The organism is Desemzia sp. FAM 23990, from assembly GCF_045528485.1.
Classification (GTDB): Bacteria; Bacillota; Bacilli; order Lactobacillales; family Carnobacteriaceae; genus Desemzia.
Genome location: NZ_JBGQQW010000013.1, coordinates 20,623 through 33,191, shown reverse-complemented (window position 1 = coordinate 33,191; position 12,569 = coordinate 20,623). Strand labels below are relative to the sequence as shown.

General features: G+C 33.1%; 9 protein-coding genes. 3 read left to right on the top strand and 6 right to left on the bottom strand.

The features are described 5' to 3' along the window. Nucleotides 1–6: 6 nt before the first annotated feature. The 5 genes from ACEN4I_RS06785 to ACEN4I_RS06765 all read right to left on the bottom strand — a co-directional run bounded on the left by ACEN4I_RS06785 (nucleotide 7) and on the right by ACEN4I_RS06765 (nucleotide 5,394). Nucleotides 7–1,116: a Gfo/Idh/MocA family protein gene (locus ACEN4I_RS06785; RefSeq protein WP_407102659.1), complete on the bottom strand. Its 1,110-nt coding sequence runs from the start codon at nucleotides 1,114–1,116 to the stop codon at nucleotides 7–9. A gap of 85 nt (nucleotides 1,117–1,201) precedes the next feature. Then, a complete protein-coding gene (locus ACEN4I_RS06780) occupies nucleotides 1,202–1,816 on the bottom strand; it encodes a DUF624 domain-containing protein (protein WP_407102658.1) in 615 nt (204 codons plus the stop codon). A 6-nt stretch (nucleotides 1,817–1,822) separates the two neighbouring features. Further along, a complete protein-coding gene (locus ACEN4I_RS06775; protein ID WP_407102657.1) occupies nucleotides 1,823–2,710 on the bottom strand; it encodes a carbohydrate ABC transporter permease in 888 nt (295 codons plus the stop codon). Nucleotides 2,711–2,728: 18 nt separating this feature from the next. Then, the gene (locus ACEN4I_RS06770; RefSeq protein WP_407102656.1) at nucleotides 2,729–3,649 is read right to left on the bottom strand and encodes an ABC transporter permease; all 921 of its coding nucleotides are present in this window, start codon (nucleotides 3,647–3,649) and stop codon (nucleotides 2,729–2,731) included. A 68-nt stretch (nucleotides 3,650–3,717) separates the two neighbouring features. Beyond that, entirely contained in the window at nucleotides 3,718–5,394 is a 1,677-nt protein-coding gene (locus tag ACEN4I_RS06765) for an extracellular solute-binding protein (RefSeq protein ID WP_407102655.1), read from the bottom strand. 186 nt (nucleotides 5,395–5,580) lie between these two features. On the opposite strand from ACEN4I_RS06765, the gene ACEN4I_RS06760 reads away from it, so the two are divergent. The 3 genes from ACEN4I_RS06760 to dcm all read left to right on the top strand — a co-directional run bounded on the left by ACEN4I_RS06760 (nucleotide 5,581) and on the right by dcm (nucleotide 10,313). Beyond that, nucleotides 5,581–7,080: a response regulator gene (locus ACEN4I_RS06760; RefSeq protein WP_407102654.1), complete on the top strand. Its 1,500-nt coding sequence runs from the start codon at nucleotides 5,581–5,583 to the stop codon at nucleotides 7,078–7,080. Further along, nucleotides 7,067–8,767: a sensor histidine kinase gene (locus ACEN4I_RS06755; RefSeq protein WP_407102653.1), complete on the top strand. Its 1,701-nt coding sequence runs from the start codon at nucleotides 7,067–7,069 to the stop codon at nucleotides 8,765–8,767. The genes ACEN4I_RS06760 and ACEN4I_RS06755 overlap by 14 nt, the downstream gene beginning before the upstream one ends. 250 nt (nucleotides 8,768–9,017) lie before the next feature. After that, nucleotides 9,018–10,313 (top strand): DNA (cytosine-5-)-methyltransferase, encoded by a 1,296-nt coding sequence (gene dcm, locus ACEN4I_RS06750; protein ID WP_407102651.1) that lies wholly within the window; start codon nucleotides 9,018–9,020, stop codon nucleotides 10,311–10,313. Nucleotides 10,314–10,464: 151 nt separating this feature from the next. Here dcm and ACEN4I_RS06745 read toward each other — a convergent pair whose 3' ends face one another. Further along, entirely contained in the window at nucleotides 10,465–12,564 is a 2,100-nt protein-coding gene (locus ACEN4I_RS06745; RefSeq protein ID WP_407102650.1) for an AIPR family protein, read from the bottom strand. Between the last annotated feature and the right edge of the window lie 5 nt (nucleotides 12,565–12,569).

The window sequence follows — 12,569 nt, the reverse complement described above, 5'->3', positions numbered from 1 at the left end:
CTCTTTTTAAATAGTTTGTAAAACAGTCTCAGCTTCTTCTACTTTATTCAAATAAACTGGCGCGCCCGTTTGGGAGGATTTATAAATAGCTTCTAGTATTTGTGTGACTACTAAAGCTTCTTCCGGTTTCACAACAGGTTCTGTATCGTTTATAATACAATCAATCCATTGTTTCGCTTCTATGTCAGCCGGATTAACACCTGCCCCATCATAGAAATCAACACCGCCTGTTTCCAGTTCAACATTTTTACTGAAAAGTAAACCATGCTCTTCTCCATTGATGCATAATCCATCTTTCATATCTGCTCCGCCCTTTGTTCCGTGCAAGGTGGTTTTAGCTTCTCTTATTTCTAAGGAATTTAAAGCCCAACTCGCTTCCAAATAAATCGTAGCTCCATTTTCCATCGTGACAAAACCAAAAGCTGAATCTTCTACGTTAAACTCATCAGGATTCCAAGATCCCCATGCATTTGCAGCATTTTTGGTTTGTGATAATTTATGATAAGCGCTCCCTACCACATATTTGGGTTTATAATTATCCATCATCCATAGAGTTAAATCTAAAGCATGAGTTCCTATATCAATCAATGGTCCTCCGCCTTGTGCCTCTTCATCTAAAAATACTCCCCAAGTTGGAACTGCTCTTCTACGAATGGCATGTGCCTTCGCATTATATATTTCCCCTAGCTCTCCTTCTTGACATAGCATATGTAAATGTTGGGAATCTTTTCTAAAACGATTTTGGTAACCAATCGTTAATTTTTTACCAGTCTTCTTCATCGTTTCAATCATTGATTTTGCTTCAATAGACGTTTTAGCCATTGGTTTCTCACACATTACGTGCTTTCCTGCTTCCATTGCGGCAATGGAGATTTCTGCGTGAGATATATTTGGTGTACATACATGAACAACGTCAATACTTTCATCCTTTAATAATTCTCTATAGTCGGTATAGACATTTGCTGCATCCGAACCATAATCTTCACGCGCTTTACTCGCTCGTTCTTCAATAATGTCACAAAAAGCTACAATCTCTGCATTCTCTACTGTTGCTAGCGAAGGAAGATGTTTTCCGTTTGCAATTCCCCCACAACCTATTATCCCAATACTAATCATATTTATTACTTCCTCTCTATCTCTTCATTTGTTTTTCTATTACACTGAGACGTTCCATTAGCTCACACAAAATTCTTTTCTTTCTCTATACTTTTTTAAACAGATCGAGCAGCAAATAGGTTCTCAAAAAATGAATAAAGCTGATTCCTATAAAAATACTAATATACAGTCCAAAGACTACTAAGTACGGTGACAATAAAGTTATTACAATAGGTAGTATTGAGATCAGTAATAACAATAACGTCCTAACAGGATAATAAAACGGCAGCTTTATGATATTTATGACAGCTTGTTTAGTCGAATCTTCAAAGCGAGAAATATAAAAAAATACAACTTGAAAAAAATGAACTACTATCAAGGTAACAATTGCCACTCCTATCGTTACCCAACTGTTTAATTGATTGAATGAACTCAAATAGTTCCAATTAATGACCAATATTCCTGACAAAACTGAAATTCCCGACCAAACGATTGTACTTTGTTTTAAATTTTCTTTAAAAGATTGAACATAAGTAGATATAATTCTCGTTTCATCAAAAGAAATCATCCGTATAGTTACTGTAAAGCCAGCAGTCTGAGCAGCGCCTATAGTTAGAATTGGTAAACTAGTAATCAGCATTAAAAGATTTAAAACAAATAGTCCCCATATTTTCAGCATGATTCGATAAAACGGACCTTCTACACGAAAGAAATCTTGCATACTTTTTTACTCCTTTACTGCGCCGACAACAATGCCGTGCACGAAATACTTTTGTAAAAATGGATAAATCACTAATAAAGGGATAATCGCCACAACGATTTTTGCAGCATTCAAATTCCGGTCAGACACAGCTAATAAACTCTGTAGTTGTTCCGAGCTCATTCCAGCTGAGTTTTGCAGTGTTTCAGCAATGTTTACTGATAGCGATTGAATGTAAGTCATTAATGGATAGTTTTCAATCTTAGTCATATAGATCAAACCACTCATAAAATCATTCCAACTTCCGACAATACTGAATAGTGAAACTGTAGCTAAAGATGGCAATGAGATAGGAATATAGATTTTAGTCAAAATATGCCACGGATTGGCACCATCTAACCACGCAGATTCCTCCAATGATTTGGGAACGCCGCGGAAAAAGTTCATTACCAAAATAACACTGCCTATTGGAACAGCTCCAGGTAAAATCAATGACCATATACTGTTGATCATACCTAAGTTTTTTATGATTAAATACGTTGGAATCATTCCTCCATTAAATAGCATGGCAAAGAGAATGAGGCTCATAAAAAAACCTCTGGCACGAAAGAATCTTTTTGATTTTGATAATGGATAAGCCAACGTAACAATCATGAACAAATTAATAATTAGTGAAGCAAATACTCGAAAGACCGAGATACCGAACGAACGCCAAAATTGTGTGTCACTAACAATGCGTTCGTAAGCTGCCGTAGTTAACTCTACTGGCCATAATCCTACTTTATTTCCTGCTACCGCTGCTGAACTGCTCAATGACAATGAAACGACATTCAACATTGGAATCAAACAAGATAAAGTTAGTAAGATGACGATTGTATAAATAATAAACTGACGAATGCCAAATTTTTCTTTCATTTTTTGTTTGCCCCTTTTTTAGAACATCACACGATTTGTCGATTTTTCAGCTATTTTGTTTGATACATAAATCAAAATTAATCCAACAATTGAACGAATTAATCCAACCGCAGTACCTAAACTGTAGTCACGTCCTATTAAACCGATACGATAAATATAAGTATCTAAAACATCTCCGCTGGCATAGACCGGTGGTGAATACAAGTTGTATACTTGGTCAAAACCAGCGCTTAGAATACCTGGCAGAGCTAGTATGGTCATTAAAATGATAAACGGCATCATTCCTGGTAAAGTAACATGTCGTACTTTCTGCCACCAGCTCGCTCCATCCATCGTAGCTGCTTCATAAGTTCCTGGATCAATAGAAGTAATGGCTGCTAAAAAGATAATGGAATTGTATCCAAACCCTTTCCAAACATCAGTCCAAATGAGTAAATGCGGGAATACTTTATTGCTTCCTAAAAAATTAATGGCATCTAAACCAATTGCTTCAAGAAGTTGATTCACTGTTCCATCTAAATTAAATAGATTCACAACGACTGACCCTAAAATTACCCACGAAAGAAAATGCGGAAGATAAACAATCGTTTGCATATATTTCTTCATCCACTTGACGCGAATTTCATTTAATAAAATAGCAAAGATAATTGGAATAATGGTGTTTAATACAATTTTTCCTACAGCAATAAAAATGGTGTTGTAAGTAACACGCCAAATATCCGGTAAAGTAAATAAGTATTTAAAGTTGTCTAGACCTACAAATTCAGATCCAAAAACTCCTCTAGCAGGAACAAAGTCTTGAAATGCCATAAACAGCCCAAACATAGGCCCATATGCAAAAATCAATAAAAAAATTATTCCAGGAAGCATCATTGCTAAATAGAAATGTTGATCTTTCTTAAACATTGACTTCTTTTTAGTTTTTTTTATCTGTTCCATCTTTCATTTACTCCTATCTAGAAAATAGGTCATCTGTTCGCAATACAAATGACCTATCACTCCATTAATTACTCTCTTTCGTCTACAACCTCTTGCATTTCATCCAAGATAACTGTCCCACCTTGGCTATTCCAATCTGATACATAATTGTCAAAATTATCTAACGATTCTTCTCCTGTAACAAATTTGATAAACATTTCTTCTTCAAGTTTCCCTACTTGTGCACCACTACGTTGTTGAGAGTCTAGTGTTTGAAAGATAACAATTGGTTTAATCTCATTTAAGATATTTGCTTCACGAGTACTGCCCATTACATCATTGACGGCTAATGTTCTAGACGCATGTACCGCCCAATCACTTGGATCAGAATCACTTGGATTATCTAAGTACGCTTTAATTTTGCGTGCATTGTTTTGAATCACAAATTTAGAAATTTCCTCGATACTGATTTCTCCTTTCGCTGCTTGAGTGGCTTCTTTTGCATCGATAATTTCACTTTCATTAGGGAATAACTCAATATTAAATGGTTTTACGGATCCATCTACAGCTAACTGAGCGTATTCATATAATTCCGGATATTCATTTTCCATGTCTTTAGAGTTGGCTACATCATCAAAAACGACATTCAGCATTTCAATCAATGCTTCTGGTTTTTCAAAACCCTTTCTTATAACCACAAATCCACCTGTTGCAGATTTATTGACGGCATTTACGTTGCCATCGCCATTTTCATTTTCAATAGCATATGGGATGAATTCTGCATCTGGATTAGCAGTTTTAGCTTGTACCAATCCCCAGTCTGAAATATGCCAAGGTCCAGGCACAATCCCCAGCTCACCATTGATCATCATTGCATTTATATCATCATACGTTCTTGTTCCAAATTGCGGATCTAAAATACCCTCTTCAAATAATTCATTCATATACGCTAAAGATTCTTTCATTTCTTCTGTATTTGATCCATAATAAACATCATTATTATCATCTTGCAAATACACTTTCGGATAGGCTCCAAATGCATTCGTGATGGCTGTTGCAGTATATCCAGAACCACCATGGTCTCCTGACGTTAACCAGTTAGCAATTGCTAATCCCTGTGTTCTTCCATTTCCTTCCGGATCTCCTTCTTGAAAGGCTTTCGCTGTTGATTCTAATTCATCTAAAGTGATTGCATGATTTCCGTCTTCATCCAATTTGATGTCTAATTGTTCTACCCAATCTTGTCGAATCCAAACCATGTTAGGACCAAAATCATTTGTTGTTCCAGGTATGGCCATTAATTGATCATCAATGGTTGCCGCATCTAGCGTAGTTCCATCATAAGAACCATAAATTTCTTTGATTTGGTCGCTGGCATATTCTTCATAGACCTCAGTTAAATCTGCCACTAAATCGTTATCCACCAATTCTTGCAAATCATCTCTAGACACTACCATCATGTCTGGAATATCTCCTGAAGCAATTGCCAATGATACTTGTCGATCGTAATCTTCACCGTTAGCTTCAAACGCACTTTCTAATTCAATGCCTAGTTTTTCTTTCAATAGTCTTCGATACGCATTATCACTGAATGAATCACCTTCTGGCAGTTTAGAGTTGGGCGCAGTCTGCTGTCCAACAGTCATAATGATATCCCCATCAGCATTTGTTGCTGCTTCTTCAGTTTGATCTCCTCCACACGCAGCCAGTACGAATGGTGTTACAGCCAAAAGAGAAAGCAATACTTTGTTTTTTATTTTTTTCATTTTTTCCCCTCCAATACTTGATATACACAGTATACGAAATCGCTTTCAAAAAATATATGAAACAATTTCCACTATTAAGGTAAAATTTCCACTTTATAAACCGTTTTCAAAAATATGTTATTGGTAAATAAATGTATTTAGATTATACTTTGGTTGTTCAACGTTATTATTTTAGGAGGGTTTATTATGTTCAAGGTTTTAATCGTTGATGATCATCTTGATCAGCGGGAACTTATTAATTATTTGATGGAAAAGCATAGAATTTCATGGCAAGTTCATGAAGCATCAAATGGAAAAGAAGCTTTAGCAGTTTTTTCTGAACATAAATTTGATCTACTTATTACTGATATTCAGATGCCATTTGTTTCAGGAATAGAACTTGTTGAGCAAATTCGAAAAAATGATCTCTCTATCCCCACTCTTTTTATTAGTGGATACGAAGATTTTAGCTATGCAAAAAAAGCTATAGATTTACAAGCCGTAAATTATTTGTTAAAACCTATTAATCCCAAAGAATTTCATGACCAACTTGATAAGTTGGAACAACTTATTATAAAAAATAAATTTATAGAAAAAACTCATTTATACATGGAAAAACAAGACGTTTTGATTAAAATACTTAAGGGAACCCCCATGAATAAATTATCAGAAATACAGCAAAAACTGACTTTACCCCTTCTAACTAAGATAACGTATTTATTAGTTATTGATTTTAATGAGCCCAAAACTGAAAGATTAGAACACTTTCTAAGACTTCATACAAACAATTCAATTACTTTTGTAAGAACAAGTCTCTCGCAAGTAGTTTGTTTCTTACAAGTAAAAGATCGTAAGTCAGCATTAGAAAAAAAAGAATTGATTTATAATCAAATCCAATCTGAAATTCAATCTGAGGTAACAATTGAACTTTCTGAACAAATTGAAAATCAAGAGAATATCTATACTGCTTATCAACAGCTGATTGAAAAGCTAAATCAAAAATTTTATCAGAAAGAGGCAAATCCTCTGTTGCTTTTAGAGCTTCCTACTCATAATAGAGAAACTGAACAACAATTAATTAATCAATTGAAAGAAACCATTTACCATCAAGACCTGAAACGATTAAAACATATTCTTTATTCTCTATTTAATCAATTTGATAGCGCTTCAATTGAATCTCCAAGTATAGTTCGTTTTTTCTTTGGAAACCTTTACCGCATTTTAGTAGAAGTTTCTGAAATAAATCCAGCAGAACTTAGAAGTGATATTAAAGTTATTTTAGAATCACAAGAATTCAAACAAATTCCTATTTCTTTTGAGCATCTATTATCTCAAATTAATCTACGCTTTATTAACTTGAATGACACAACCAACTATTATATTAGAGAAACCAAAAATTATATGATGAACCACTATCAAGAAGAATTAAGTCTAGATACTCTAGCAAAGAACGTTCATCTTGCTCCAAAATATTTAAGTAAACTATTTAAAAGCGAAGAGAACGTTGGTATTAATCAATTCCTTAACGAAATTCGTATAGAAAAAGCCAAAGAATTATTACTTTCTTTCAACTATAGAGTGAGTGACATAGGCCGGTTAATAGGTTTCAATAGTCAGTCTTATTTTATAAAAAGTTTTCAGAAATATACTGGAATGACTCCCGATCGTTTCCGTAAAACAAAGGGGGGCCTTGATGAGTTTGAATAAAATCAAATTAATTTTTCAGCGATTTTCTTTCCAAAAAAAAATTGTTGCTATCTCCTTTATATCAGGCATTTTTCCTATAGTTATTTTAACAATTTTTAGTATCGCTATTATACAACATTTTATATTATCTCAAGAAAAATCAAATAATGAAGATAATTTGACCTCTGTCTACCAGCAAATTGACCTACGTTTAAAAACTTATGAAGACGCACTTTCATTTTTATCGAGTTCAAGATTTTTGATTGATGGACTCTCTATCGAATCACCTAGTAACTTTGAACAATATGATTTGTATATGAACACACTAGTTCCTTTATTTAGTAGTATCCATTCACAACAAGACATGCTATCTAATATTACTTTATACACAACTATTGATTTATTTGATCATGGAAACTATGTTAAAAAAATTGCTACTGATGACATTACAACTAATTTCAAACTAAACAATACAACAAAAGTTTCTTATTTTTTTGATACAAAAAGTAAAAAAATATTTTTATACAGTCAAATTTTTTCTAATATTAGAGAAGATATTAATATTGTAGTTTTTGAAATAGCACCTGAAGTGATATTTCAAAATTTAGATACCATTTCTAATGATCCTTATGCCTTAACTATACAAACCGATAAAGAAGAAACACTGTTCCACTTTTCTAATCAACCTAAACAAAGTCAGTTAAGTTTTATTCATCGTCTACTGCAACCTTTTGCTCAATCCAGCTCAGAGGGTACAAAAACTTTTGCAAACTCATGGAGTTTAACTTTTTCCAGACCTTTCTATTCTATCTATACAGGGGTTCTTATACTGATTTTCGTTGCATTTCTAATTTTTGTTTTTGTTTTATTAATGTTAACTTTATCCATTTGGGGGTTATCCAAAACAGTCGTATTACCTATCCAACAACTTACAGAAACTATGAAGGGTTCACCAGAAAACACTTTAAAACTAAAACCCACATACCAGCTAGATGATGAAATCGGCTATTTATACCGTAGTTTTTATCAAATGATTCAACAAATCCAAAATCTGATTGACCAAGTTTACAAATCAGAAATTAATCAGAAAAAGCATGAATTACGCGCTCTGCAGGCACAGATTAATCCTCATTTCTTTTATAATTCTCTTTCATTGATCAGTAATAAAGCTATCATGATTGGAAACGAAGAAATTAGCGAAATGACGCAGCTTCTTTCTCGGTTCTATCGTCTTAGTTTGAATAATGGTAAAAATACTTTGTCTATAGAAAAAGAATTAGACTTAACCATTACTTATGCAAAAATTCAATTAAAGATGCATAATAATTCTTTTGATTTAATAACCGATGTGCATCATGATATTAAAGAATATGAAATTATTACGCTCTTAATTCAACCTTTTGTAGAAAATGCTATTTTTCACGGTATTGATCATATAGAAGAAAATCGTAGAGGAATATTGACTATTCGTGGAAGTCTCGTCGATGATTTTATTCAGTTTGAAATAACGGATAATGGAGCAGGCATGACTTCTGATCAAGTAAGTAATATATTAAAACACCATAGTAAGCATTATGGAATTCAAAACGTTCAGCAAAGGATTTCATTGTTTTATGATATTAATAATGCCATTTCATACAAATCTGAACTAAATGTTGGAACAACCGTTCTCATCAAGTTACCTAAAGAACGTTCAATCAACGAGTAGAAGAATGAGCTTAACATATCGTTACAAATTTCTGAATTTTTATTTCAAAAAATATTAATTAAAAAACAGACGATTTGTAACCTGAAGTGGTGGAAATCGTCTATTCTGGTTAGGCTCGTTAATTAAATTTACGTGCTAATTTTTTCTTAAAAAAAGTAATCTAATAAATAAAAAAAAGAACGTTAGTTCGTTGGGAGCTTGCGTTTAATTTTGAAACCTGGTATTATAAATTTAATGGAGGGAACCCCTTATGACTTTTAAAGTAGTAGAAACATTTAGCGGTATTGGTGCTCAAGCTAAAGCGTTAAGCAACATAGCAAAACAGAATCCAAATTTTAAATACAGCATTGAAGCAACTGTAGAATGGGAAATCGGGGCAATATTTGCATACGACATCATTCATAATGGCAAACAAAACTTAGAAGCTTATAATCACTTTACAAAACAAGAATTAATAGGACGCTTATCTAGATATAATTTAAGCTCCGACGGGAAGCAAGCATTGAAGCCAAGCGCCCTGAAGTATATGCCATTAGAACAATTGAAAGCTATATGTCACAGTATTGACCGTAATAACAATTTAGTAGATATTTCTTCAGTCACTGCGGAGGACCTTCCAAATGATATTGATTTGTTGACTTACTCTTTTCCTTGTCAAGACTTAAGTATATCTAGTTACTGGCATAAAAACTTTAGCGGTATTTCTAAGGATGTTCAGAATCGTTCTGGTTTATTATGGGAGATAGAGCGTATCTTGAATGAATACGAATCCATTGGAAAAAAAATGCCTCGTTTCTTGCTAATGGAAAATGTAACTGCAATACATGGACCTATGCATGAAAAAAACTTTGAGTTGTGGCAAGCTGAATTGGAAAGATTGGGTTATATAAATAAATATTTTGACTTAAATGCTTCTAATTTTGGTATTCCTCAGACTAGACTAAGAACATTTATGATAAGTGTTTTTGCTGCTGACTTAAGTCAGCAAAAACAAGAATCTATATCTCATTACTTAAACAACTCTTCTTTAAATAAAGTCAACAGAACTCGCAGTATTGATGAATACCTACGCTTAGATTATTCAATAGAACAATACCGTCAAGAAGCTATTGAGAGTACTCCTAACAAAACACCATCTAGAGATAGAATTGAACTTGGATCTGTCAAATTGGCTAAAGGAAAAAGTACATTAGGAAATATAGCTCGTACAATAACAACTAAACAAGATCGGTTCCCAAATGCTGGAATAATTATTCATAAACGCCATGATTTTGGCGAAAAAAAAGCGACTTACCGTAACTTAACCCCTAGAGAAACGTTTCTATTAATGGGTTTTGATGAATCAGATTTTCAAAACTTAATTGATAATAATATTGATGCATCCAAGTCAAGAAAGTTTCTTAGTTCAGCAAAATTGCTTAAATTGTCCGGTAACAGTATCGTTGTCGATATTTTAGAAGAAATATTTTTTGAATTGCTGGATATAAACAATAAAATAATTAATACTAGTCCTAAAGTTAATCTTCTTGAATCTCATATTGGATAAATATTTCAAATCAAAAACCGCAATTAGGATTACTAATTGCGGTTTTTGATTTGAAATATAAAAAATCTAAAAATTATTTTTATTCAAAGTATCATCTTATGCATTATCACATACTACTACTAGTCTATCTAACATCAAAAAGATAAACCTTTCAATCTTTGTATCCTTTTGATATTAATGAATTGTAAACTTTTACTATAGAAGCAAATTGACGTTCGCTTGGAATTTTACCTTGAGTGTGAATTTTATAAGCGCTATTTAAAAGATCTTCTTCTTTAGGAGTAATATACAAATATTTTTTGCCCCAATTTTTTAAGCTTATCCAAAACTCTGCTTCTTTATCTGTAACAAATTTCATAGAATCCACAGTTGCTTCATTAATAGCTGAAGAAGCCGACTTCTTTTCTTTTATTATAGGGACCAATGTATCTTGAAATTCCGGGATAATAGTCCATTCTCTTTTTTGGGCATTCTGCCAACACTTTTCTTTTTTTGCCCATTCAGTAACATTAAGCGTTTCACGAGGGCCTGTCAAAAAATCATATACTTCTTTAGCAGTAACAGCAATTTGTTTGCTAAGTTGAACATACATGTGCTGAGTATTCCAAATCTTATTCATGTCAATGTCCATTTTATTTTTACTTGCATACTGTGAAAGTATTGCTATACTATACGCAACAATATTGCGTCGATAAGATTTAATCTCTTTATACCAATCTAAACCAGAAATTAACTTCTCTGTTTCTTTAAATATTATAGCTTTAGCGACCAACTCTTTAAAATACTTTTCATTGACCAACGAAGAGTTTTCTGCCCAAAACCCACTTTCTCCGTCGTTACCCTGAACTATCGAAGAAAACTTCTTCATTACCGCTTGAGCACCTTTACTAGCTTCATGGGGAAATCCAGCATAAGTCATTATGTAAGTTGCTAAATCAGTTTTTTTAACAACTTGATTTTTTGGATTTTTTTCTTGAAATGCAACTGATTGGGTTCTTGTCATTTTCATTTGGGCAACCGTATACTGACCGCGCGCTCGTTCATAGAACCAAGCTGTTTGATACTGTTTGCCATCAACTGCAGGAGCTAATATTTTTTTAGATAAATCTTCAATTTTTATATGGAAAGGATGATTTGAAAAGAAATCAGCCTCGTCTACTTTATTTTGAGAATTCGAAGCTCGCGAAATTTCAGGAACTAAAGTGAGTGAGAGATCATGATTAGCCAGTACAGAAAGTTTCATCATTACTTGGACTTTTGATAAATCTGCTTTATCTTTTGTAATTGCATTTGCTAAAGATGCCGTCGTTTGTCCTCCATTTACAATCTGCAAATCATTTATTCCTGTTATGAATAAACCTTCTTCAGCAAGTTCAACTTTTATATCACTGCTCGTAACCGTTATCCCATTATTTAACACGAAGAATTTTTCAGGTTCGCCTAAAATAGTTTTTCTTATAGCTTTATTAACTTTTCCTCGGATACTTAAAAAAGCACGGACATTTCCTTCTAAAACTTGAGTACCATATTTTAAATAAATATCAGCTAAAAGATTTCCTGGAATCGAGGCTAAGTAACTTTCAAATTCTCCTTCTTTTGCAGTACATTTGATAGCGTTTATACCTTTGTAGCCGAAATCTTCCAGATTAATATTTACTGGCTCTTTTTCAAACCCTGCTTTTGCCATATCATATAGTTTACTTGCGTCGTAGACTGAAAATTCAACAGGTATTTCATAAATTTCATTTCTTTTTTCATTTTTAAATCGCTTGCTCAACATTTTATTAGTAAGTATAAATATACGTATCCGCTTTAAATCATAGTCATGTTGCGGATTAGTACGATTATTATAAAGCTGATAAATCTGACTCGCAGCTTCGTAACCAAAACTGCTTTCTTCCCACTCTAAAAACTTGTTTTCGATCGCACAATAAACTAGTTCTTCTGCCTTCTTAATTAAGTTGTCAAGTAATGTATTTGTTAGATTGGATTGGAATTCATCCAAATCATCTACTACAAATACGTTGTACGTTCCATCGGCATCTTCGTAACTCCAACCATTAATCTCAATTTTACGATTTTTTCGACCGGTCTTTGTAAAGTATGCCGCTTTATAATCCGTTATTGTTTCATTTTCAATCAGCTTATCCGCTACATTAGTCAAAAATGATTCCTCAATACTTATATGCAAAGTATCAGCATCAACCTGTACATCATTTGTAAAAGATTCAATATATTCTGTTAGTTCCATAGAAA

Excerpts from the sequence above, each read along its gene's own strand:
- ACEN4I_RS06755 (WP_407102653.1), top strand. The coding sequence starts at position 7,067 with ATGAGTTTGAATAAAATCAAATTAATTTTTCAGCGATTTTCTTTCCAA.
- dcm (WP_407102651.1), top strand. The coding sequence starts at position 9,018 with ATGACTTTTAAAGTAGTAGAAACATTTAGCGGTATTGGTGCTCAAGCT.
- ACEN4I_RS06770 (WP_407102656.1), bottom strand. The coding sequence starts at position 3,649 with ATGGAACAGATAAAAAAAACTAAAAAGAAGTCAATGTTTAAGAAAGAT.
- ACEN4I_RS06785 (WP_407102659.1), bottom strand. The coding sequence starts at position 1,116 with ATGATTAGTATTGGGATAATAGGTTGTGGGGGAATTGCAAACGGAAAA.
- ACEN4I_RS06775 (WP_407102657.1), bottom strand. The coding sequence starts at position 2,710 with ATGAAAGAAAAATTTGGCATTCGTCAGTTTATTATTTATACAATCGTC.
- ACEN4I_RS06760 (WP_407102654.1), top strand. The coding sequence starts at position 5,581 with ATGTTCAAGGTTTTAATCGTTGATGATCATCTTGATCAGCGGGAACTT.
- ACEN4I_RS06745 (WP_407102650.1), bottom strand. The coding sequence starts at position 12,564 with ATGGAACTAACAGAATATATTGAATCTTTTACAAATGATGTACAGGTT.
- ACEN4I_RS06765 (WP_407102655.1), bottom strand. The coding sequence starts at position 5,394 with ATGAAAAAAATAAAAAACAAAGTATTGCTTTCTCTTTTGGCTGTAACA.
- ACEN4I_RS06780 (WP_407102658.1), bottom strand. The coding sequence starts at position 1,816 with ATGCAAGATTTCTTTCGTGTAGAAGGTCCGTTTTATCGAATCATGCTG.